General features: G+C 65.8%; 16 protein-coding genes. 3 read left to right on the forward strand and 13 right to left on the reverse strand.

Translation table 11 applies throughout. The annotated features are described in order from the left end of the window. Positions 1 to 168: 168 nt before the first annotated feature. The 3 genes from PQR02_RS07260 to PQR02_RS07270 all read right to left on the reverse strand — a co-directional run bounded on the left by PQR02_RS07260 (position 169) and on the right by PQR02_RS07270 (position 6419). Positions 169 to 2616, reverse strand: coding sequence for a glycosyltransferase family 4 protein (locus PQR02_RS07260; protein ID WP_408227622.1), 2448 nt, complete (start codon positions 2614 to 2616; stop codon positions 169 to 171). Continuing rightward, positions 2613 to 4079, reverse strand: a complete 1467-nt coding sequence (locus PQR02_RS07265) for a flippase (protein WP_408227625.1) — start codon at positions 4077 to 4079, stop codon at positions 2613 to 2615. Before PQR02_RS07265 ends, PQR02_RS07260 begins: the two co-directional genes overlap by 4 nt. 138 nt (positions 4080 to 4217) lie before the next feature. Continuing rightward, positions 4218 to 6419, reverse strand: coding sequence for an NHL repeat-containing protein (locus PQR02_RS07270; protein WP_408227628.1), 2202 nt, complete (start codon positions 6417 to 6419; stop codon positions 4218 to 4220). A 701-nt stretch (positions 6420 to 7120) separates the two neighbouring features. Here PQR02_RS07270 and PQR02_RS07275 point away from each other — a divergent pair. From PQR02_RS07275 to gmd, 3 genes are all read left to right on the forward strand, one after another. Continuing rightward, positions 7121 to 8230, forward strand: a complete 1110-nt coding sequence (locus tag PQR02_RS07275; protein ID WP_408227631.1) for an acyltransferase family protein — start codon at positions 7121 to 7123, stop codon at positions 8228 to 8230. Positions 8231 to 8325: 95 nt separating this feature from the next. After that, positions 8326 to 9057, forward strand: a complete 732-nt coding sequence (locus PQR02_RS07280) for an SGNH/GDSL hydrolase family protein (protein ID WP_408227922.1) — start codon at positions 8326 to 8328, stop codon at positions 9055 to 9057. A gap of 163 nt (positions 9058 to 9220) precedes the next feature. Further along, the gene (gmd, locus tag PQR02_RS07285; protein WP_149670384.1) at positions 9221 to 10264 is read left to right on the forward strand and encodes a GDP-mannose 4,6-dehydratase; all 1044 of its coding nucleotides are present in this window, start codon (positions 9221 to 9223) and stop codon (positions 10262 to 10264) included. Between the two features lie 92 nt (positions 10265 to 10356). Here the strand turns inward: gmd and PQR02_RS07290 are convergent, their stop codons facing one another. The 10 genes from PQR02_RS07290 to PQR02_RS07335 form a co-directional block, all read right to left on the reverse strand. Then, the gene (locus PQR02_RS07290; protein ID WP_408227635.1) at positions 10357 to 11523 is read right to left on the reverse strand and encodes a glycosyltransferase family 4 protein; all 1167 of its coding nucleotides are present in this window, start codon (positions 11521 to 11523) and stop codon (positions 10357 to 10359) included. Between the two features lie 100 nt (positions 11524 to 11623). Continuing rightward, on the reverse strand, positions 11624 to 12853 hold the full coding sequence (locus PQR02_RS07295; RefSeq protein WP_408227638.1) for a glycosyltransferase family 4 protein: 1230 nt from the start codon (positions 12851 to 12853) through the stop codon (positions 11624 to 11626). Then, positions 12850 to 14340, reverse strand: coding sequence for a glucose-6-phosphate isomerase (locus tag PQR02_RS07300; RefSeq protein ID WP_408227641.1), 1491 nt, complete (start codon positions 14338 to 14340; stop codon positions 12850 to 12852). The genes PQR02_RS07295 and PQR02_RS07300 overlap by 4 nt, the downstream gene beginning before the upstream one ends. 3 nt (positions 14341 to 14343) lie before the next feature. Further along, positions 14344 to 15627 carry a glycosyltransferase gene (locus PQR02_RS07305; protein WP_408227644.1) on the reverse strand — a complete coding sequence of 428 codons (1284 nt, stop codon included), beginning with the start codon at positions 15625 to 15627 and terminating at the stop codon, positions 14344 to 14346. A 118-nt stretch (positions 15628 to 15745) separates the two neighbouring features. Beyond that, positions 15746 to 16669, reverse strand: a complete 924-nt coding sequence (locus tag PQR02_RS07310; protein ID WP_408227647.1) for a glycosyltransferase family 2 protein — start codon at positions 16667 to 16669, stop codon at positions 15746 to 15748. Positions 16670 to 16730: 61 nt separating this feature from the next. Next, complete coding sequence (locus PQR02_RS07315; protein WP_408227925.1) at positions 16731 to 18929, reverse strand: polysaccharide biosynthesis tyrosine autokinase; 2199 nt, start codon at positions 18927 to 18929, stop codon at positions 16731 to 16733. 145 nt (positions 18930 to 19074) lie between these two features. Continuing rightward, entirely contained in the window at positions 19075 to 20283 is a 1209-nt protein-coding gene (locus PQR02_RS07320; protein ID WP_408227650.1) for a polysaccharide biosynthesis/export family protein, read from the reverse strand. Further along, positions 20277 to 20717, reverse strand: coding sequence for an arsenate reductase/protein-tyrosine-phosphatase family protein (locus tag PQR02_RS07325; protein ID WP_408227653.1), 441 nt, complete (start codon positions 20715 to 20717; stop codon positions 20277 to 20279). The genes PQR02_RS07320 and PQR02_RS07325 overlap by 7 nt, the downstream gene beginning before the upstream one ends. A gap of 52 nt (positions 20718 to 20769) precedes the next feature. After that, on the reverse strand, positions 20770 to 22227 hold the full coding sequence (locus PQR02_RS07330; RefSeq protein WP_408227656.1) for a UDP-glucose dehydrogenase family protein: 1458 nt from the start codon (positions 22225 to 22227) through the stop codon (positions 20770 to 20772). Positions 22228 to 22307: 80 nt separating this feature from the next. Then, entirely contained in the window at positions 22308 to 23705 is a 1398-nt protein-coding gene (locus PQR02_RS07335) for an undecaprenyl-phosphate glucose phosphotransferase (protein WP_408227659.1), read from the reverse strand. Positions 23706 to 23752: the final 47 nt, after the last annotated feature.

Consider the following 23752-nt stretch of genomic DNA (forward strand, 5'->3'; position numbering starts at 1 on the left):
CACTTCGCGATAAAAAAAACGGAGCGAAGGTCCGGGGACTTTCGCTCCGCTGCGCCAACGACAAGGACGGCCGTGTCCTTGCCTAACCACGCGTCAAACCTGTATGCGCCGAACTCGCGCCGGTCAGTCTGAGGAGTGCACTTGCATCCCCAGGCTGTCCGGCGCTTTTCAACGCCGCGCCACGCGCTTGAGAATCCGCGCGACACCCTCCACATAGGTCGCCGTGCCGAACCGGCTCAGCGCCGTCTGATAGCCGTTGCTGACCAGCTTGTTGCGCAGCTCGTCGTTCGAGCGCAATTCGGCGAGCGTGTCGGCCAGACCGTGCGCATCGCCCGGCGTGCACAGCATGCCGTTTTCGTGGTCGTCGATGATCTCCAGCACGCCGCCCGCGCGCGCGGCCACCACCGGCCGCTGCGCGAGCATCCCTTCGACGATCACGCGGCCGAACGGCTCCGGCGTGATCGACGTATGGACGACCGCGTCGACCGCGCACATGCAGGCCGGAATGTCATGCTGGAAGCCGAGGAAATGCACCCGGTCGGCCAGATCGTGCGCGGCGACGAACGCGTGCAGTTCGCTCTCGTACTGGTCCTCGCCGAACAGCGGCGCGCCCACCAGCACCGCGTGCATCTGCGGATTTAGCACCATCGCTTCGAGCAGCACGTGCTGCCCTTTCCAGCGCGCGAGGCGGCTGAACGAACCGACCAGGAACGCGTCGCGCGGCAGGTTCAGGCGCTCGCGCAACGTCGCTTGCGGCACCGTGCGCAACGCGTCGAACGGCTCGGCCGAAATGCCGTTGAAAACCACCTCGACGCGCTTGTCCTCGAACTGCGCAAGCTCGGTGAACGCGCGCGCCGACGCAGCCGAATTGGCGATCACATGTGTGAGGCCGAGCCGCGCGCACCACTTGATGATCGCCAGTTGCTTGCCGCCGAAATGCTCGGGGCTCACGATGTCGCGCAGATGCCAGACCACCGGACGCCGCGCCAGCTTGCCGGCAAGCGCGCCGATCACCATCGCGCGCTGGGTGTTCGCGTAGATCACGTCGGCGGCGCGCGCGCGCTTCGCGGTGGCGCGCACGAGCGACAGCAGACCCTTGAGCGCCTGGCCCTTCGGCAACGAGCCGCCCTGCTTGCGCACATGGCGCAGCGCGCCGGCATCCAGCACGTCGACCGTGACGCCGGCGTCGGCCAGCGCGGTGCGGAACGGGCCGTCGTCGAACAGCACGACCTCGACACGCGAGCGCAGCGCCTTGACGATCTCCAGCAGCGACAGCTCGGCGCCGCCCAGCACGCCGCTCTGATCGACGGCGAGAATGCGCGGCGCGCTGGCCGCCGCGCCCGCCTTGTACGGGACGTAGGGCGGCAGCTTCGCCGCGCGCAACGCCGGCACCGCAGCACGCACATGCGCGAAGAAGCGCTCGCGGAAATGCGCGGCGGAAAACTGCTCGGCGTTGGCCCGGCAATCCGCCGCCGACACGCGCGCGATGTGCTCGTCGAAACGGCGCACCGCCGCAATGATCGATTCGGCGTCCTGCTCATCGAAGAACATGCCGGTGGGCCGCGGCTCCGACAGATCGCGCACGGTTTCGAGCGCCCCGCCCTTGCCGTAGGCGATCACCGGCGTGCCGCACGCCTGCGCCTCGACCACCGAGATGCCGAAGTCTTCCTCGGCGGCGAACACGAAGGCCTTCGCGCGGCTCATCCGGTCCTTGAGCACCTTGAACGGCTGGTAGCCCATGATCTCCACGTTCGGGCCCGCCTTCGCGCGGATCTTCTCCATGTCGGGGCCGTCGCCGATCACGACCAGCTTGCGCTCGGGCATGCGCGCGAACGCTTCGACGATCAGGTCGATCTTCTTGTACGGCACCATCCGCGACGCGGTCAGATAGAAGTCTTCCTTCTCGGTGCACAGCGAAAACGCTTCGATATCGACCGGCGGAAAGATCACCTGCGCGTCGCGCTGATAGACCTTCTTGATGCGCCGCGCGATGAAGTCGGAGTTCGCGACGAACCCATCCACCGAGTTCGACGTGCGGATATCCCAGTTGCGGATGTAATGCAGAATCAGCCGCGCGAGCGCCGACTTCGGGCCGTTGGTCAGCTTCGACTGCCGCAGGTACTGGTGCTGCAGATCCCACGCGTAGCGGATCGGCGAATGCACGTAGCTGATATGCACCTGGTCGGGGCCGGTCAGAATGCCCTTCGCCACCGCGTGGCTGCTGGAAATCACCACGTCGTACGCGGACACGTCGAGCTGCTCGATCGCGAGCGGCATCAACGGCAGATACGAGCGGTACTTGCTGCGCGCGAGCGGCAGCTTCTGGATGAACGAGGTCGTCACGGACTTGCCGCGCAGGAAGCTGCGGTCGTCGAGAAAGTCGACAAGACTGAACAGGTCGGCGTCCGGAAAACACGCGACGATCTGCTCGAGCACTTTCTCCGCGCCCGCATAGGTGACGAGCCAGTCATGCACGATCGCGATGCGCACGGTCTTGCCGGCGCGCAACGCCGTGCGGCGCGGCGTGGCCGGCACGCCGGGCACGCTCGTGAGTTCGGCCAGCGCGCTGCGTGTCGCGGGTCGCAGCGCGGGTTCTTCAAGGACTTCCTGGTTCATGCGCTTTTCCTCGGATTCAGTCGCAACAGCAGTGAGCGCGCAAGATTGCGCAAGGCGGGAGTCATCGTGATCGACCAGGCGATGTTCGCGCCGACCATCAGGACGCCGGCGGCGATCGCCAGCGCGAGACCCGGCAGGAAGCCCGCGAGCCACAGGCTCGCGAGCAGGAAGGCGAGATGGGCGAGCATGTCGAGCGCGATCTGGCGCGCGCGGATCGCCGAAAAGTGCAGCAGCACCGCGTAGTCGAACAGCGCGCGGCCAGCCACCGCCACCGCCGCACCGGTCAGGCCGAAGTGCGTGATGCCGAGCCACAACGCCCCTGCAAACAGCGGCAATTCGACGAGGCCGACGCGCGCGGCGGTGGCCGGATTGACCTGCGACTGGATCAGAATCCGCGTGACGTTCGCCTGACCGACCAGCCACACGGCGATGATCATGATGCGGCCCACGGGTGCCGCCACCGTGGCGATCTCATTGCCGACCCACAGATGCAGGAACGGTTCGAGCACCAGCATCGCGACCAGCGCGACCGGCGTGAACACGCCGTTGAGAAATTCGAGCGACTGCTGCGTAATGGTGTCGGCATCCGCGCGGCCGACCGCGGACAAGCGCGGAAACAGCGTGCGCACCAGCGCGGTCGGCACGATGTTCAGACGCGTGACGAGGTTTTGCGGCACCGTGTAGTACGTGACGAAACGCGCGCCGAGGCTCGTGCCGAGCATCACGCGGTCGAGCGAGTCGGCCACCATCGTGGTGATGCTGGCAATCAGCATCCAGCCGCCGAAGTTGAAGAGCCCCTTCGCCACGCCGAACTGCGGCGGCAGAATCCGGCGGATTTCCAGCACCTTCAACGCGGAGCGGCCGAGCAGCAGCGCGGCCAGAATCCGCGCGAACACCGCCGCCGCGAGCACGTTCTGCAACGTCGCCCCCAGCCACAGCGCGGCGCCGAGCGGCAGCAACTGGAACAGGAAGGTGCCGAGCGTCTGATTGGTGTTGTAGACGCCGAAGCGTTCCGCGCCGTTGATCGCGCCGGCGAACACCCACGACACGTTGGCGATCGGAATCGCCACCGCGAGCCACGGCAGCGCCATATACACCTCATGCTGAAGCTCGGGCGACACCTTGGTGAAATACGCGGTGTAGAGAAACGCGCCGAAGTAGATGATCAGGCCGCCGATCACACCGGTCGCGAGATTGAGCCACGTCGCGCTCCAGAACACGCGCGCGCTTTCGTCCTTGTCACCGGATGCGCGCGCCTTCGAGATGTGGTTCTGCGCGGCCATGCTCATGCCGAGATCGAGAATCCCGAAGTAGCCGATCAGCGTCCACACGAGACTGATCACGCCGTAGCGCTCGACGCCGAGCAGCTTGATATACGACGGCACGGTCACGAGCGAGACGAAGGTCGGCAGCACCAGCCCGAAGAAATTGATCGCTACGTTCCTGAGAATGCCTTTGTCCATCGGATGCCTTGGGGTTGACTGCGATTGCGATTGCGTTTGCGTTTGCGGTTTCGCTTGCGATTGCTTTTGCGTTAGGGTTGCCCGGGCTCTGCTTCAATTGGCAATAGTGCGAATGAAGCCTTCACGCCGCCCGCTTCATCAAGGTTTCCAGCGATACATCAGCACCTTGCCGCGCGCGTCTTCCTCGACGAACACCAGGTACTCGCCGTTCGCGCGCTTCGCCGCGCTGATGCCGTTGGGCACATCCACCCAGCCCGACGCACGCCCCACTTCCGGGCCCGGACGGATCACGCCCAGTTCCTTGCCACTGTCCTTGTCCCACACGTGCACCGCGCCGACCGGTTCGACGCCGAAGATGTATTGCCCCTCGACGGTCAGGCCGATGATCGTCGCGATGGGTTTGCTCTGCGTCTGCCACGGCAGCGTGATCGCGTAGCGCTGCACCGGATTGCCGCTCGACCATTTGTCGTAGCGCACCAGCACGCGTCCCACTTCTTTCCAGAAGCCGCGATCGACTGGCGTGTCGGGCGTATAGCCGCTCACGTACAGCGAATCGGTGGCGGGATCGTAGATCGCCCGATGCAGTTCGGAGAACGGTTGCGGCACCGGGTACTGCGTCAGGTCCGAGTACGAATAGACCGGATTGCCCTTCGCATCCAGCCCGCCGAAACGGAAGCGGTAGATGCCCTTGGTGTCGCGCGTGCGCCAGATGTCGCCGTTGGTATCGACCCACCAGCCCCAGCCGCCCGCGAGCTTCGTGCCGCTCGTGTTGAGCGTGAATTCGTCGCTGTTGAAGCGGCCGTCGCCGTTCGTATCGCGCCAGATCCAGTCGCCGCCCGGCGGCGCGTTCGGCACCTTCGCGACCGCGCGCTCGCGGCCCGCGATGAAGCCCGACGGAATCGCCGTTTCGCCGTCATGCTGCGGATCGAAGCGATAGATCTTCAGATGGTCCGCATACATGTCCGTCAGGTACAGGAACGTGCGGCCCTTCAGCTTGCGGGCGATCGGCAGGCCCGGATACTGGTCGGTATGAAAGACCGGGTCGTCGGGATATCTGAAGCGATTCGACAGGAATCCCGCGTATTTCCAGTCCTGTCCGGCGGGCTTCGTCAGATCGAGTTCGAAGCGCTTGTTGCCGGTATAGACGCTGTCCGGCCGCGACGGATCGATCCACGCGCCGTCGACGAACAGCAGCCCCTGCACCTGCCAGTTCTGTCTGCCGTCGCGCGCATAGCTCTCCAGCGTCGCGCCGAGGCCCGCGCCGATTGGCTCGTAGCGCGGACCGATGCCGTTGGTCGACACATAGACGTTGCCGCGCCCATCCACGCCGACGCCCGTCAGTCCGTTAAAGCGCCGCGGTCCCGGCTTGCCCGCGATGCCGCTGAAGATGCCGCCTTTCTCGCCGAGCGTGCCGGACTCCGTGTAGCGGCCATCGCTCTTCGTGAAGAACAGCACCTGCTGGCGCGGGCCGTTGTCGGCGATCAGGATGCGGCCTTGCGCGTCGATGGCGAGATCGACCGCCACCGTGTCCGGCGGCAGCGCGAAGTTTTCGTCGATGCGCTGGCCCGTCGCCGTGTAGTGCTCGACGCGCGGCGCGCGATCGCTGCGCGTGCCGCTCAGCACCCACAGCGAGCCGTCGGGCGCGAGCGCGATGCGGCCGGGTTCGTGCACGCTCCATGCGGCCTTCTTCTGCATCGACTCGGCGTCGTACACCTCGATGCGATCGCGCGCGGTGTTCGACGCGTACAGCGTAGTGTCGTTCGCCGCCAGGCCGCCGATTTCGGCGCTCGTGCCGGTCGGCACTTCGTTCATCATCAGGAAACCCGCCGCCAGTTGCGCGTGCGGGTCCGCGCTTTTCGCGGCCGGCTGGAACGGCGCGGCGCGTTTCGGATCGGCGATCTCGCGGCGCGAAATGCCGAACCATTGCTTGCCCTTCTCCGGCCACACGCCCTGCTCGACGAGCCGCCCCTTTTCGTTGCCGACCGCGATCGCCACGAACGCATACTTGCGATTCAGCGCGATCGCGTTGCCGCCGCTATTGCCCCAGCCATGCGTGCCGCCCGCGAAGCCGAGCATCTTGCCGTTCTGATAGACGCTGGCTTCGGCGCCGCTCTCGTCCCAAGGGGCGTTGGTGTACACCTTGCCGTCGGGCGCCACCGCAATCGCAGTGATGTTGATCTGTGCCCAGGTGCCGTCGCCGAAACCGAAGCTGTTGCCGATCCACGAGGTCTTCGCGTTCAACGCTGTCTGCGCGCAGGCCGTGAAACTGACTGAGCCCGCAGCCAGTCCGGCGGCGCACGCCGATACGGCGAGCCAGCTTTTGAACGTGAAACGGGACAAGGTAGATCCTCCAGTCAGCGCCGCGCTCGGGCACGAGCCCGCGCGGTAATTTCAAATTGATGTAGCGGGCAAGGCCACCGGAAACCACGCAAGAAAAACGTGCGGCTGAGTCGTGCAGGAAGGACGGATGCGTTGCCGCACGGTGAGACGATGTTCGTGGCCGGGGCCGTCATTTCACGGCATGGTCGTGGCCGCGCCACGCATCCCTGCCGGCGCGTGCCGTGCGCTGTCCACGCACGGTCCCGGACATGCCAATCCGCACGGCTCACATTACGCGGGAAAAATGCCGCAACGAAAATCGAAAATAATTCAAAAATATTCGACGCTTTAAGCGTGACGAAAGAAAGTTATTTAAAAATCAATTAAATTGAAAATGCGTTACAGCGCATAATGCGCCGAGCCTGCCATGCACCCGCGTGGCGCGTTTTAACCCATTTTTACCGAGACCGCAGCCTCATGCTGGCAGTTATTACGCATTACGCAAACCTCTACGCACAAGCATATAAATCCATTTCTAATGGATAACGAAACACCCTGTTTCAATCTGATTCACTTCTCTCATTCATTACCGTTTTTTCGCGATTTTCTTTTCCCTAGAATCGACTGCACTTCCGTTGCGACGCGAAGCGCTCACGCGTGTCCCGTGTGGAATCACGCGCGACGCTTCGCCCGACCCATCCGCTTCACACCATGGACGGTTCATGACAGCCAGCGCATTGCCCCTCGCGCCTACCCACTCCCGCATCGTGCAGCTCGACGGCCTGCGCGCCATCGCCGTGCTCGCGGTCTTCGCGCAGCACGCGCTGAAGGCGCCGCTGTGGATGGGCGTCGATCTGTTTTTTGTTTTGAGCGGCTTTCTGATCAGCGGCATCCTGCTTGATCGCAAGGAACGGCAGCTACCGTATTTCAGCTACTTTTACGCGCGCCGCGCACGGCGCATCCTGCCGCCGTATGCGCTGCTGATGGCGGTCTCGTCGCTGCTATTCGGCCTCGCGTGGGCGCAGCACTGGTACTGGTACACGTTCTTCGCGACCAATATCGGCGACGCGCTCAATCAGAGCGGTCACGACAGCCTGAATGTGCTGTGGTCGCTCGCCGTCGAGGAGCAGTTCTATATTTTCTGGCCGTTCGTGATCCTGCTGGTGCCCGAGCGTCTGCTCGGCTACGTGGCGGCCGCGCTGATCGTGCTGGTGCCGGTGCTGCGCGCAGTCGCCACGCCGTGGTTCGATTCGTTCTGGCCGATCTATTACCTGACGCCGTTCCGCATGGACCTGCTCGCGGCCGGCGCGCTGCTGGCGGTCGCGGTGCGGCGCGACCGCGACGCGCTTGAGCCGTTCAAGGGGCTCGCGGTGCTCGGTTTTTTCGCCGCGCTGGCCGTGCTCGCATGGCTGCATCTGCACTTCCCGCGTTTTCGCGCGGCCAATACGCCGCTGTCGAACGCGGGGCTGTATAGCGTTTCGTTGGTGCTGTGTACTTCGGTCGTGGTCATCGCCCTGCAAAGCAAGGGCATTGTCAAACGGCTGCTGTGCAATCCGGTGCTGGTCTATATCGGCACCATCAGCTACACGATTTACCTGATCCATCTGAGCGTGCTTTACATGCTGTGGCCGCTGCATCTGAACCGCTATCTGACGGCGGCGCTCGCACTCGCGATCACGCTCGGCTACGCGAGCATCACGTGGTTCGCGTTCGAGAAGCGGTTGATCTTCGGCGCGCGCGGCAAGGTGCAGGCGCAGACGCACGCGCATGCGCCAGGCGGCGGTGTCGCCGGGGCGCGCGCTGCGCGGCAAGCACCGCAGAGCCGCGCATGAGCCGCCGTGAATGGGTCGGCGCAAGCGTGAACGCGGGGGCGTCGGCGCCTCGTGCGCTTGGGCGGGTGCGTGTGAATCCGCTCGTGGGTGCCTTGATGAGCGCGCTTGTGTTCGCACTAGCGCCTGCGGCGTTCTCCGTCCGTGCCGATGCAGCGCAAAAACCTCAAGCACCGCAGCCGCGAGCACAAACGCAAATCCTGATCGACGCATACGGCGATTCGACCACGCTCGGCATCACGTGCAGCGAAGGCCACTGCGGCCCGCAGCCGCAAAACGCCGTGTCTTATCTGCAAGAGGACTTGCACGCGCATTACGGCGATCGCGTGCGCGTCGCGAACCTCGGCGTGGGCGGCACGATGGCCACGCAACTGCGCGACGGCACCGGCAACCGCCGCGCCGGCCCGAGCGCCGGTCTGCCCTGGCAGGAACGCCTCGCGGCGTCGCCCGCGCAGACCGTGTTGATCAACTACGGCATCAACGAAGTGATGCAGAACCAGACGCCCGAACAGTTCTACGCCGCCGAAACAGCGCTCGTGAAAACCGCTCGCGCGCTCGGCAAGCAGCCGGTTCTGCAGACCTCGAACCCGATGCCCGACAACCGGCTCAACACGCGGCTCGCCGCGATGGTCGCGATGACGCGCCGCGTGGCCGCCGAACAGCAGGTGCCGCTCGTCGACCAGTTCGCCTACATCAGCCGTTTGCCGGACTGGCAGACGCTGATGTCCGACGGCGCGCATCCGAAGCCGGGCCTGTACCGGCTCAAGGCCGAACAGGACTATCAGGTCGTCGGACCGCTGGTGCGGCGGCTGTTGGACGGCTCGCTCTGAAGCGCTTTTTCAAGCGCGCTTCGCGAGATTCCGCTGGCGAGTCCCACCAGCGGCTCTCGCGGATCGCGCTTCTGAAATGCGCTTCCGACGGTACCGATGAAATGCGCCCTGACCGGCGCGAATGCTTCTTCCTTTTTTCTTTTAACAATCTAGAAGGCAAGCTATGAGCCAACCACGCAAAGCGATCATCACCGGCGTATCCGGACAGGACGGCGCCTATCTGACCAAACTGCTGCTCGAAAAGGGCTATCACGTGACCGGCACGTACCGGCGCACCAGTTCGGTCAATTTCTGGCGCATGCGTGAGCTCGGCGTGCTCGATCATCCGAATCTGCGGCTGGTCGAACACGACCTGACCGATCTCGGCTCGACGCTGCGCCTGCTCGAAGGCGCACAGGCCGACGAACTGTACAACCTCGCCGCGCAAAGCTTCGTCGGCGTGTCGTTCGATCAGCCCGTGACCACCGCCGAAGTGACCGGCGTCGGCGCGCTGAATCTGCTCGAGGGCCTGCGCATTCTGAGCCCGAAGACGCGCTTCTACCAGGCGTCGACCTCGGAGATGTTCGGTCTCGTGCAGGCAGTGCCGCAACGCGAGAGCACGCCCTTCTATCCGCGCAGCCCGTATGGCGTCGCCAAGCTGTTCGCGCACTGGTCGACCATCAACTATCGCGAGTCGTACAACCTGTTCGCGAGCAGCGGGATTCTGTTCAATCACGAATCGCCGCTGCGTGGCCGCGAATTCGTCACCCGCAAGATCACCGACACGGTCGCGAAGATCAAGCTCGGCAAGCAGGACGTGCTGGAGTTGGGCAACCTGAGCGCGCAGCGCGACTGGGGCTTCGCCCTCGAATACGTCGAAGGGATGTGGCGCATGCTGCAAGCCGATACGCCGGACACCTTCGTGCTCGCCACTGGCCGCACCGAGACGGTCCGTGATTTCGTGCGCATGGCGTTCGCCGCCGCGGGTTATCAGATCGAATGGTCGGGCAAGGACGAGCGCGAAACCGGCATCGATGTCGCCACCGGCAAGACGCTGGTACGCGTGAATCCGAAGTTCTACCGGCCGGCCGAAGTGGATCTGCTGATCGGCTGCGCGGACAAGGCGCGCGACACGCTCGGCTGGCAGCCGCAAACCACGCTCGAACAGTTGTGCCACATGATGGTTCACGCGGACATCGGTCGCAACGAGCATCACGAGACGTTCTGATTTCGGAGTCCTGCGGGAACAAACGCGGCCGGTTGGCCGCGTTTTTTCGCGCTGCAGGTTGTGCCGCCACACGCGGGCGGCAACCGGCAAACTCAGTGCACCCCACCCGCCGCGATCGCCTCGCTATACACCGACGCGACCCGCTTCGCGATCACCGCGTTGTCGAAGTTCTCACGCGCATAGCGGCGGCACGCGTGCGCATCCGGCAGCTTCAGCGAGCCGTTCAACGCCCCCGCGAGGCCGTCCGCGATCGCCTTCGCGCCCGTCTCCGGCAACACCAGATTCGGCGACAAGCCCGCCACTGCTTCCGGCAGCCCGCCCACGGGCGTCACCAGCACCGGCGTGCCCGACGCGAGCGATTCGACGGTGATGAGGCCGAAGCCTTCGAGCGCGACCGTCGGCACCACACTGATATTCGCCGCGCGATACAACGCCGCCAGATGCTGGTCGGGCACGAAACCCAGCAGCTTCACGTTGTCCTCCAGACCCGCTTCGCTGATGCGCGCCTGCAACTCGCCTTCGAGCCGTCCCTTGCCCGCGATCAGCAACAGCACGTCGGGCGCGCTGCGCTTGAGCAGCTTCACCGCGTCGATCAGATCTTCGAGGCCCATGCGGCGCACCAGACGCCGCACCGCCAGCACGATCGGCCGGTCCTGCGGCAATTGCAGCTTCAGACGCGCCTCGGCCGGCGTGATCGGCAGATTGAACTGCTCGACATCGACACAGCCTGGCACCACGCGCACGCGGTCCGGCGCGATCCGGTAGCGCGAAGTCAGAATCTTGCCGAACGCATCCGACAGCACGATCAGCCGCGACGAGCGCGCATACACCGACTGCTCCAGATAGCGCTTGGCGCGCTGGCCGAGCGAGTCCGCGCCTTCGACGTGGCTCTCGTCGGCCCACGGCCCCTGAAAATGCGAGACCTGCGGGATGCCGCGCGTCACGTCGAGCCCGGGAAACGTGTACAGCGCGAAGTGCGACGAGATCACGTCCGGCCGCGACCTGCTGATTTCCTGGCGCAGCGCGCGGCGTGCCGCCATTAGCCGCAACGGCAGCGATTGCGCGGCCGAACCGAAGCCGTTGATGGCGCCGCCGGTGTCCGCGGCCACTTTCGGCGAGCCGGCTACCACGCCGCGCACCGCGACGCCCGCGCCCGGCAGCGCGCCGACCAGCGAGTAGTACATGCGGTCGAGGCCGCCCGCGCGTTCGGGAAACCAGTGCATCCCGATCTGCAGCGATTTGATTGAGCTCGTCGTCATGGTTGTTGCCCCTGTGCGTTCTGAGAGTTGTGTTGATGAGGCGCCGCGTGAATGCGCGGCGCGGCACGTCGCAGCGAGCTGACGCGCCCTGCGCGTAGCGTCATTCCGCGCTCTTGTGTCCGGCCAGCGTGTTCAGTGTCAGCGCGTCGGTCTTGGCGACCGCCGACGCTTCCGCCTCGCTGCGCCGGCGGTTTTTCTGCTGCCCGGCCAACTGCCGGTACAGCGCGATGTACTGCGCGGCCATCCGCGCCCAGCCGAAGCCGGTGGCGAGCTGATTGGCGGCGATGCCCATCGCGCGGCGCGCGTCGTCGTTGCCCGCGAGGCGCGCGACCGCGCCCGCGAGCGCCTTGGGATCGTCCGGATCGTCGAGCACGATGCCGCACTCCGGCGTGATGATCTCGGCGCCCCCCGCGGTGCGCGCGGTGACCACCGGCAAGCCGGCCGCCATCGCTTCGAGCAGCGACAGGCTCATCGCTTCGTAACGCGACGGGAACACGAACGCGTCGACCGAATGCATCAGCACCGGCATCTCCTTCACCAGCCCGAGAAAATGCACACGATGCGCGATGCCGAGCGCCTTCGCCTCTTCCGGATACGGGCTGCCCGGCAGAAAGCCCGCCACCGCGATCTGCACGTGCTCCGGCAGATGCTTGAGCGCGGCCAGCACGGTGCCGAGATTCTTGCGCGGCGTGCGCAGGTCGCCGACGAACAGCAGCAGGAACGCGTCCTTCGGCAAGCCGAATTTCTCGCGATTGCCCGTGGCCGCCGCGAAGCCTTGCGTGTCCACCCCGTTGTAGATCACGTCCACCCGGTTGTGCGGCGTCAGCCCGATCGCGCGGATTTCGTCGGCGACCTTCTGCGACACCGCCGTGATCACTTTCGAGCGCCGGTAAGCCCAGCGTTCGAGCAGCGCATTGCAGCGCGTATACACCGACTGATACGCGGACCACACGCCCTTGGTCAGCCCGAACGGGTAGTACTTGCTGCCGAGCCAGCCGCTGTGCACGAAGTGCGACGTGTTGACGTCGGCGGGCATCCAGGTGATGAAGCCGTTCACGTGCAGCACGTCGAATTCGCGGCGATGCGCGCGCAGCCACAGCGCGCTCTTGAACGCGAACACCTGCTGGCGCAGCAGATTGGTGGGCCACCAGCGGCCGATTTTCACCGGCGCCCAGCGGACGTTCGGATGCGCGAGCAACTCGGGCGCGACGTGCGAGGCGACCAGCGTGACGCCGATGTTCTCGTCGAGGGCGGCGCGCGCAATCTCGTGGTTGACGCGCCCCTGGCCGTCGTTATGGCGCACTACGTGCGTGACAATGGCAACTCTCAATCAGTGCCTCCGTGGAGAAATAGCGTGCGGCGGCGATTCATCTTGTCGTGATGGACCGCGGAAAGAATCGAAAAAACACCCATGAAAAGCAGCAGCCCGCCGGTGCCCACCAGCGAGTTGGTGAACACCAGCATCGCGAAGGTCGCGAGACTCAGGCTCAGGCACGCGGACACGAATTTGTCGTCGCGCAGTTTGAACGACGCGAGCACCGCGCGCGTGAGCAGCCAGACGATACCCGACATGTACAACAGCGTGCCGGGCCAGCCGAGCACGAACGGGATGTTCATCACGCCGCTGTCGAAGTTGCCGTACTGGCCGAGCTGGCCGCCGTCGTTCGACAGCTTGGTCGAGGTACCGGTCGCGCCCATGCCCTCGCCGGCCACGTCGGTGAACGCGGTCTTCGCGAAGCTCGCGTAGAACTCGTTGCGCGCCGCGTAGCTCTGGTCGTCGTTCAGGTTGACGATGGTGGTGAGGCGCGCCTGCATGCGCTCGGCCACCGGGCCGACCGCCAGCAGCGGCACGCACAGGCCCGCCAGCAGCACCGCGCTGCCGACGATGCGCACGCGCACCTTGTTGTTCGACTTGACGAGCTGGATCAGGAGCGCGATTACCCAGCCGCCCCACGTCGAGCGCACGAGGCTCAGCGCGAACGAGAAGAAGCCGAGCGCCGCGGCGATCCAGCGCACGCGGTGCGTGGCCGCCATCACGAAGACCATCGCGCCCATCATCGCGAACGCGAACGGTCCCGACGAATTCATCGTGCTGAACACGCGCACGCCCATCGGCACGGGGTCGCCTTGCGAATTCATCTGCGAGCCGAGCATCCACAGCACGTCCCACTGCGGCATGATGAAGAACTGGATCAGCCCGTAACCGCCCATCACCAGCATGCCCCAGATGAACGTGTTGACGATGGTGTCGCGGTACTGCGGATACTGGCGCGTGTGCGCCATGATGTGAAAGCCGATCAGGATCGGATAGAGCCAGTTCGCGAGGTCGTAGGTGGCCGCGAGCGGTCCGCTCGACATCACGCCGATCATGAACGCGTAGACGAGGCCGAGCAGGATCAGCAGCACCGGCAGGCCGCGCCGCTGCGCGAGCAGTCGGTAGTAGCGCAGCAGCGACAGCGCGCTGATCATCGTGACCGCGAGCGGCGCGACCTGGATCAGGCTGGTCGGCGTGAACGAGCCTTTGGACCAGTCGGCCAGCCGCCGCACTTCCGGGCTCAGGAACCACAGCCACCACATGAAGCCGATGTAGCGCGCCGGGCTTTTGAAGTAGAGCCATAGGCCCGTGAGGATCGCGAGCACCGGAAACGCGAGCGTGAGCACCGTGCCCTGATGCGCGACGATCAACACCGCCGTGACGAGCCACAAGAGCAGCGGCGGCAGCCAGTCGCGCCGGTTGCCGGAGAGCAGCTTCGCGGGGCCGCTTGCCGCCGAGGCGTCGGGTGCGTGGGAGGCGCCGGCTCGCGGAATCGTCGACATCGTTCAGAGGCCTCCGCTTGATTCGCGCGCGGGCGCGCGTGGGGTTTGCGCGGGCTTGGGCGCGTGCGCGGGTTGCGGGGCGTGGGACTGGGCGGTGGCCGGGGTGCGCGCTTGCGCGTGAGTGCGTGCGGGTGCCTGGGTTTGTGCCTGGGTTTGTGCCTGGGTTTGTGTTTGCGTTCCTGTCTGCGGGTTTGCCGCGCCCTGCGCGCGCGCATGCAGCATCTCCCGCGTGATCCGCACGTGCTGCATCGCGTAGTGCTGCGTGGTCAGATCGCGCGACAGCAAACCGGCCGCCGCCGCCTGCGCCTGGCGCAAGCCGTCGGCCGGCGCAGCGGCGAGCCGGTCGACCGCGTCGCGCAACGCGTGCGAATCGAACGGCGGGATATAGGCCGCCTCGTCGGCCGGAAAATAGTCCTGCAGCGCGCCGACGTTCGTCACCACCATCGGCTTGCCGACCGCCGCCGCTTCGAGCATCACGGTGATGCCCGAAGCGTGCGAATTCGGCCGCAGCGGCACGACGATCAGATCGGCCCAGTCGTACAGTTCGTGCTGCTTCCTGATGCCCGAGAACAGCGCGATCTCGACGTTCGGCGCGCGCAGCGACGCGGGTATGCGCCGCCGCGTCGCGAGCTTCACCGTGTAGCGCGAATCGTTGCCGAACGCCTTGATGAGCGTTTCCCAGTCGCGGTCGCGGTCGTTGCCGATCGCGGCGATCCGCAGCGGCGTATGCGGCGTCCATTGCGCCGGCGAGTTGACCGGGAAGTCGCGTGTATTCAGGCCGTACAGCAGCGGCTGCGCGTCACGGCCGAAGTACCGCTGGCACAGTTCGGCGTTGGCGCTGGCGAGCGTGGTCAGCTGATCAGCGCGGCGCATCAGCCTGCGATACAGCCAGCTGCGCACGATCCCATACGAAGGCCATTTGTCGAGCAGCCAGACGCTTTGCGCGAGCAGCAGCGGCGTGGCGCCCGCGCCCGCCTTGCGGCCGCTCAACAGCAGCATGAGCGCGGCGGACAGCCATTCCTGTTCGGTGTGCGTCCAGATCACGTCCGAGCGCAGCATCTCGGCGCGATTGCGCCACGTGTGGATGAAATCGAACCCAAGCAGCGCCTTCAGCGCGCGGCGCAGCAGACGCACCGGTTTGCCTTCGCGGGCGTCCTGCGAATAGGTCAGCCTGAACTCGTCGGACTCGGCGTGGTGATAGCCGTACAGGCAGCCGATGTTATCGCCCGGCCGGTAAAAGCGCGGGTCGGCGCCGTAAAACAGATGAACGTGAACTTTCGTACTCATGCAGACACTCCGCTCTGCCGGGGGAAAGAGGCATCGGCGGCCCTGGCGGGGGCCGCGTGCCGATGCGCGAACGTGGGGGTTGCGGCGGGGCTCAAGCGGCTCAAGCGGCTCACGTCACTCACGACAGCGCGCGGCGCGCCTCGTGCGCGCCGCTGCGCACCGCGCGCCAACGCGAGAGCTTGAGCCCCGCCTGCTTCGACACAAGCGCGAGCGCCGCATGCGTGAGCCCCGGATAGACCCGCGTGCCGACCAGCGTCCACCACCACCACGCGGTTTCGCGGCGCAGCGGCGGCAACTGGTCGCGCAGGATCAGATGGAAGTTGAACGCGGCGTTGCGCAATGCCGTCATGGTTTGCGCGTCGCGGCGGTCGTCGTCGAAACGCTCGGCGGGAAAGTGATCGACCGCCACGCGCGGGTCGTACATCAGCTTCCAGCCGGCGTTCTTGACCGCGAGGCTGAACGCCATGTCGTTGTGGACCTGCGCGCCCGCGCCGCGCAGACGCGCGTCGAAGCGGATCGTGCGTACCGCGTCGCGCCGGTAGCTCATGTTGGCGCCCTTCAGGATGTCGACTTCGCGCGCGCTGCCCACCCCGAGATGATGATTGCCGATGATCTTGCCGTGCGCGGTCACCTTGCCCACCAGCGGCTGCTCGCCGTCCAGCACGCGGCCCTTCTCGTGCACCCAGTCGCGCCCGCCGAGCGCGCCCAGACGCGCATCACCGGCGAACGCGGCGGCGATCCGCTCGACCCAGTCGGCGTGCGGCGCGGCGTCGTCGTCGGTGATCGCGATCACGTCGCCGCTGGCGGCATCGAGCCCGCGATTGAGCGCGGCGACCTGGCCGGGCACGCCGACCGGCGCGACCACCAGCGGCAGCTTGCCCGGCACGGCCGGGTCGCGCAGACACGCGTGCGTCGCGTCGTCGTCGGCGCGCGCCACCACCACCACTTCGTCCGGCGCGCGCGACTGCCGTTGCAGCGCCGCGAGGCAGCGCGCCAGATCGGCCGGGCGGCGGTAGGTCGGAATCAGTACCGTCACTTTCATCGTGATGTCCTCTTTTATCGTCGTTGCGCTGGAATCCGCACGTTCAGAGCGCGCGCGGCGCTCAGGTGCTCAGATATTCCTGAACCGCCGCATAGCCGCGGTTGTAGCCGCCGCGCGAGCGCGCCGGCATGCCGTTGAAGATGCCGCCCTGCACGTGCACGCCGGCCGCGCGCAGACGCTTGAGCGCATCGGTGATCTCGCCTTCGCTGTGCATGCCCGAGCGCATCACGAAGAAGGTCGAGCCGGCATACGCGCCGATGATCGACGCGTCGGTCACGGCCAGCACCGGCGGCGTATCGATCAGGATCACGTCGTAGCGCCTCGCGAGCCCGTCGAGGTATTGCGGCAGACGCGGCGACATCAGCAGCTCCGACGGATTGGGCGGTCGGCGGCCGCACGCGATGAAGCTGAGGCCTTCCACGTTCGCATTGCGAATCGCCTCTTCCAGCGAGATCTGGCCGCTCAGCAGTTCGGACAGGCCGTTGTCCTGCGGGCCGCCGAGGTAGCGTTCGAGCACGCCGCGCCGCATGTCGCCGTCGATCAGCAGCACGCGCTTGCCCGAATTAGCGAGCAGCACCGCGAGGTTGGCCGTCAGGAAGCTCTTGCCGACGCCGGCCATCGGGCCGGTCAGCATGACGATGCAGTTCTTCGCGTCCATCATCGTGAACTGCATCGAGGTGCGCAGGCTGCGCAGACTTTCGATCGTCACGTCCTTCGGACGCGCGTTGGCCAGCACCGAGCGCAGCCGTTCGCCGCCGCGCTGGAACGCGCTTTCGAGCTGCGCCTGCTCGGCGCTTTGCGGCACGAGGCCGAACACCGGCAGATGGAACGCGCGCTCGATGTGATCGGGGTCGTCGATGCCCTTGAACATATTGCGGCGCAGGAACACGAAACCGGTGCCCGCGATCAGCCCGAGAATCACCGCCGCCGACAGGATCAGCATCTTCTTCGGCTTGACCGGCGCGCCCGGACGCAGCGCGGCGTCGACGATGTGCACGTTGCCGCCCGTGCCCGCCTTCTGCACCGACAGCTCCTGCACGCGGTTGAGCAGCAGCACGTAGATGTCTTCGGCGACCTTCGCGTCGCGCTGCAACTGCACGGCCTTCACTTCGGTGGCGGGCAGATCGCGGAAGCGGTCCGCGTATTTGGCGCGCTGCGCCTGCAACTCGGCCATCTGTTCACGGGCGGCCTTGAGCAGCGGATGATCGTCGCCGTAGCGCTCGGTGAGCTGCGCCATCTGCAGGCGCAGGCCGGCGATCTGCTGCTCGTACTGCACGCTGCCTTCGAGGTACACCTTCGCTTCGTCGCTCGCGTTGATCGAGCCGGACTGGCGCTGATACGCGGTCAACGCGGCTTCGGAACGTTCGAGGTCGGCCTTCAGGCGCGGCTCTTCGCTCTTCAGGAAGTCGAGCATCCTGATCGCGTCTTCCTGCTTGTTCGATACGTGCTGGCGCACATACGATTGCGCAAGCGCATTGGCGACCAGCGCCGCGTGCTCGGCGCTCTTGTCCTCCAGCGAAATCTGGATCACGCCGGTCTGCTTGCCCTGCTCCTGCACGGTGATGGCCGACTGGAACGCGGTGATCGCGTCGAGGTCGTTGGCGCGCACCACCGTGAACTCCTGGCCGGGACGCGCGACCAGCGTGTTGACGAGCATCGTCACGCCGCCGCCTTGCGCCTGCTGGCCGACCTGGCCGCGCAGCAGCAGCGCGCCGTTCTCCGCATACAGTTCGTAGTGCTGGTCGTCGCTCGCCCGCAGTCTCAGCTTCTGGCCTTCGAGCGCGGGCGTCACGTCGATCGAACCCACTTCGACGTTCTCGCCGCCCCATGCATACGAGGTCAGTCCCAGCCACGCCCGCGCCGGCTGCCCGGGCGTCGCCATGCGCGCGGCGATGCTGCCGAGCAACGGAATGGTCTTCGGCGTGACGCTGAAGTTCAGCTTCAGCTGCTGCACCACCGGGCCGACCACGCCGCGGCTCTTGATGATTTCGATTTCGGCGTCGGTCGGCAGCGTGCTGGAGCCGGTGGTGATCGCGGCGCCGGTCTGCGTCTGCGTGAGCGCCTGCGACGTGTTGTCGGATTGCTCGACGCGCACGTGCGCGTCGGCCGAATAGATCGGCTTGGCGAGGTAGCAGTAGGCGGCGGCCATCGCGACGATCACGCCGGCGATCGCGAGCAGCCACCAGATGTCGTCGAGGATCACCTGCACCAGTTGTCCGAGGACGACGTCCTCTTCTTCGGTCTTGATCGGACCAGCCATGTGTGGAGAGATTTGATTGCTCACAATTCGATCCCGTATCGGTTGCTTCGGCGTTTGCGCTTGCATTGCTTCGGCGTTTTTGCTTCGGTCCCGCGCCGCGTCCCAAGGGGGCGGCGCGGCGCGGGCCTGTCTACGGCTCAGACGTTCAGCGCGTCAGCTGCTTCAGGTAGAACAGCGTCTGCACGCTCGGCAGGACCTGCTGCAACACACGGTTGAAGGTGGTCGAAGCGGCGGTGCCGACATACACGACATCGAGCGGCTGCAACTGGAACTGCGAGGACAGCATGATCGAGTCCGGCTGCGTCATGTCGAGGCGGAATACCTCCGGCGTGGTCGGATGGTCGCGCATGCCGCGCATCACGAAGATCTGACGCGGATTGGCATCGGTGTCGAGGATGCCGCCGCCCTGCGTCAGCGCGTCGGCGATCGTCATCCGGCCGCGGATGATCGGCAGCTGGATCGGCGTCTTCACTTCGCCCATCACGAAGATGCGGGCGTCGGTGCGATCCGGCACGTTGATCATGTCGCCGTTTTGCAGCATCACGTTCTGCGTGGTGTCGCCGCGATCGAGCATGCGGTCGGCGTCGAGCACGTAGAGCCTGTTGTTGCGCGTGAGGCGCACGCGCTGGATATCGGCGTCCGGGTTGGTACCGCCCGAGCGCGTGATGGCGTCGACCAGCGTGAGCGGCACGTCGCTGATAGCGAGCGGTCCCGGCGTCTTCACTTCGCCGGTCACCTGGACTTTCTGGCCGCGATACGACAGCACGCGCACGTCGACCTGCGGGTTGCGGATATAGCGCACCAGTCCTGTTGCGAGCTGATCGCGCAGCTCGCTGGTGGTTTTGCCGGCGGCCTTGATGCGGCCGACAAACGGGAAAAAGATCGTGCCGTCGGCGGCGATGGTCTGGCCGTACGGATCGGCCTGGCCCGGCAGCGCCGCCGTATACGGCTGCTGCAAAGCGCCGCCGATCGATTGCGTGGTGTTGCCGCCCGCCGACAGCGTGCTGCCTTGCGGCGTGGTCAATTCAGGGTGGTCCCACACGGTGATGCCGAGAATGTCCTGCGGCGAAAGCCGGTACACGTACTGCGACGGGTCGGTCAGATTCGAGGTCGGCAGCACCTGGGTCTTCGCGGCGGCGGCTTGCGCCTGCGAGACGATCAGGCTGGCGTCGATCAGATGGACCGGATACGTTTCGGTGGGCGCGCTCTGACCGTCTTCCTTCAGGCGCGACGTGTCGAGAAAGTTGCCCGGTGCGGTGGCGCAGGCCGACAGAAAGGACGTCAGCAAAAGCGAAGCGGCGAATTTCGCGCGGAAACTCGCGAGTGAGTTTGCAGTGAGTTTTTTCATCAGCATATTTTTTTCAGCCATCCCATGACCAGATGTTCGATGAGCACGAGACTCTCCCTGTATGCGGTTTCGGCGCCACCATGCGGATCGGCGACGTCGGAATCGTCTTCCCACTTGCCGAGCGGATAGACCTTGCCGCGCGAAGCCGGATCGAGCGCTTCGACGGCGCTCACCTGGACGCGTTCGGTGACCAGCACCAGATCGGCGGCGCGCACGAGCTGGCGGTCAAGACGCCGCGAGTAGTGGATGCCGGACGCGACGCCGCGCTCGGCGAGCAGGCGCCGCATGACCGGGTCCATGCCGTGGCCGTTCATCGCCCGCAGGCCCGCCGAATGAAACGCGATCGGCGCGCCCGCGCGCTGCTTCGCCTTGAACAGCATTTCGGCGGCGGGCGAACGGCACACGTTGGCATGGCAGACAATCAGAACGTTGGCGAACATGGCGGACTCCCTCGCAGCGTGCGCTGACCTGGTGGCTCGGTGGCCTTGCGGCCTAGTGATGCGCGGCGGCGGTTGCATGCACCGCATCCGCGTCGGCTTCGCCAAGCGGCAGCGGGTGCGCGCCGACTCTCGCCGGCGCATTGCGCAACGCGTGCTGCCGCCCGATCGCGTGATACTCGATGCCGAGTTCAAGCAGCGCATCCGGTTCGTACAGATTGCGGCCGTCGAAGATCAGCGGCTTCTTCAGCATCTCCTTGAGCGAAGCGAAGTCCGGGCTCTTGAAGACCTTCCATTCGGTGAGAATCACCAGCGCGTCGACGCCCTCGGCCGCTTCCATCTCTTCCTTCACGAACGACAAGCGCGCGTGCTGCTGCGGCACGTCCTTCAGATCGAGCGCGAACACGCGCTTCGATTCGTCGATCGCGACCGGGTCGTAGGCCTTCACGCGCGCGCCACGGCGCAGCAGTTCGGCGATCAGCGGACGGCTCGGCGCTTCGCGCATGTCGTCGGTGTTCGGCTTGAACGCGAGGCCCCACACGCCGAACGCGCGGTCCGACAGGTCCTCGCCGAGACGCGCGACGATCTTCTGCGCGAGGATGCGCTTTTGCGTGTCGTTGACCGCTTCCACCGCTTCGAGAATGCGCAAGTTCGCCTTGTGGTCGGCCGCCGTGCGGATCAGCGCCTGCACGTCCTTCGGGAAGCACGAGCCGCCGTAGCCGCAGCCGGCATACAGGAAGTCGTAGCCGATGCGCGGATCGGAACCGATGCCGCGGCGCACCGCCTCGATATCCGCGCCGACGCGGTCGGCCAGATTGGCCAGCTCGTTCATGTACGAGATGCGCGTGGCGAGCATCGCGTTGGCCGCGTACTTGGTGAATTCGGCCGAGCGCACGTCCATGTACAGCGTGCGTTCGCGATTGCGGTTGAACGGCGCGTAGAGGCGCTTCATCAGTTCGCGCGCCTTTTCGCCGGGCACGTCCTCGTCGCAGCCGAGCACGATGCGATCGGGCCGCGTGAAGTCCTCGACTGCCGCGCCCTCTTTCAGGAACTCCGGATTCGACACCACCGAGAACATGTGATCGAGCTGGCGCGCGGCCAGCTCGGCGGCGACCATCTCGCGCACGCGCGAGGCCGTGCCGACGGGCACCGTCGACTTGTCGACGATCACCTTGAAGCCCGTCATATGCCGCCCGATATTGCGCGCGGCCGCCAGCACGTATTGCAGGTCGGCGGAGCCGTCCTCGTCGGACGGCGTGCCGACCGCGATGAACTGGATGTCGCCGTGCGCGACCGCGGCCTCGATGTCGGTCGAGAACTTCAGGCGGCCTGCCTTGCGATTGCGCGCGATGATCTCCTGCAGACCCGGTTCATGGATCGGCACGCCGCCGTTGTTGAGCACGTCGATCTTGCGCTGATCGACGTCGAGACAGAACACGTCGTGGCCGATGTCGGCCAGACATGCGCCCGTCACGAGGCCTACGTAGCCACTACCGATGATCGTCAGGTTCATGTATTACACCTCGGAAAATGGAGTTGATTCAGGAGTGCGCTCACGCGGCGAGCCGTATGACCCGCGCGCGTTCGCGGGACTCAATATGCGTTGCTGCCCGCGAAGCCCTTCCACAGCGTCAGCACGACGATCTTGATGTCGAGCCAGAAGGTCCAGTGCTGCATGTAGTACAGATCGAGCTTGACGCGGCCCATCATCTTTTCGATGCGGTCGGTTTCGCCGCGATAGCCGTTGATCTGCGCCCATCCGGTGATACCCGGCTTGATCCGGTAGCGGTGCATGTAGCCCTTCACCAGATCCTTGTAGATGTCGTCGTGTTCGAGCGCGTGCGGGCGCGGGCCGACCACCGACATCTCGCCGCGCAGCACGTTGATGAATTGCGGCAGCTCGTCGAGGCTGGTGCGCCGCAGGAACGCGCCGACCGCGGTGATGCGCGGGTCGCGCCGCGTGGCCTGGGTGATCTTGCCGGCCTCTTCCTTGTGCAGCTTCATCGAGCGGAACTTGTAGATCTCGAACTCGTTGCCGTCGATACCCTTGCGCTTCTGGCGGAAGAACACCGGGCCGGGCGAGCTCAGCTTCACCATCGCCGCGATCCCCAGCATCAGAGGCGCCAGCGCGGTCAGCGCGGCGAGCGCGAACAGGCGGTCGAACACGCGCTTGGGCAGCACGCGCAGATCGGTGATCGGCGACGCGGCCAGGTTGATCGCCGGCACGCCGAGCAATTCGACCATCGGCTGATTGAACAGCGTCAGGCTGCGCACGTCCGGAATGAAGCGGATGTTCACGAAGTCGTTGCGCAGGTCCATCACGAAGCGATGGATCGCCTTTTCCTTCGAGATCGGCAGCGCCAGCCACAACTCGCGGATCGCGCGCTGGCGCACCAGTTGGATCATCCGCTGATAGTCGCGCTCGACCGGCACGCCTTCGATCGCGTCGGCCGCGTCCGGGTCTTCGTAGGGATTGATCGTGCCGTCCTCGTCGAACACCACGACGGGGCTGAAGCCCGCTTCCGGGCGGCTGCGCATCTGCTCGATCAGAAAGCGCCCATACGGCGCACCGCCGACGATCGCCACCGCGCGCTGATTGAAGCCTTCGCGGCGCAGCCCGCGCAGGATCGAATAGACGATCATCTTGGTGATGATCAGCAGGCCGATGGTGGCCACCGCCCAATACACGAGCCACAAGCGCGACAGGTTGTCCGAGCGGTGCAGGCTGAAGCTGATCAGCACGCCGGTGATTTCCACCATCACCCAGCCGCCCGCGACGCGCGACAGCAGGTCGTAGAGCGGCTTGCCGCGCCATGATTGATAGATGCCCAGCGCCGGGAAGAACACCACCACCAGCAGGCAGCCGAACGCGAGCGACACGCTTTGCATATCGTCGAGCCACACTACTTTCCCGCTGTGCACGGCCGCCGCGATGGCGGCGCCGAGCGCGACCATGGCGATGTCGATGATTCTCGATAGAACGCTCAGCATGAGCTGCCCCTCAGTTCGTCAGTCAAGTGCCATCCGTTGGTTGATCA

It is taken from the genome of Paraburkholderia sediminicola, assembly GCF_046026895.1.
In the GTDB taxonomy this organism is placed as follows: domain Bacteria; phylum Pseudomonadota; class Gammaproteobacteria; order Burkholderiales; family Burkholderiaceae; genus Paraburkholderia; species Paraburkholderia sediminicola_C.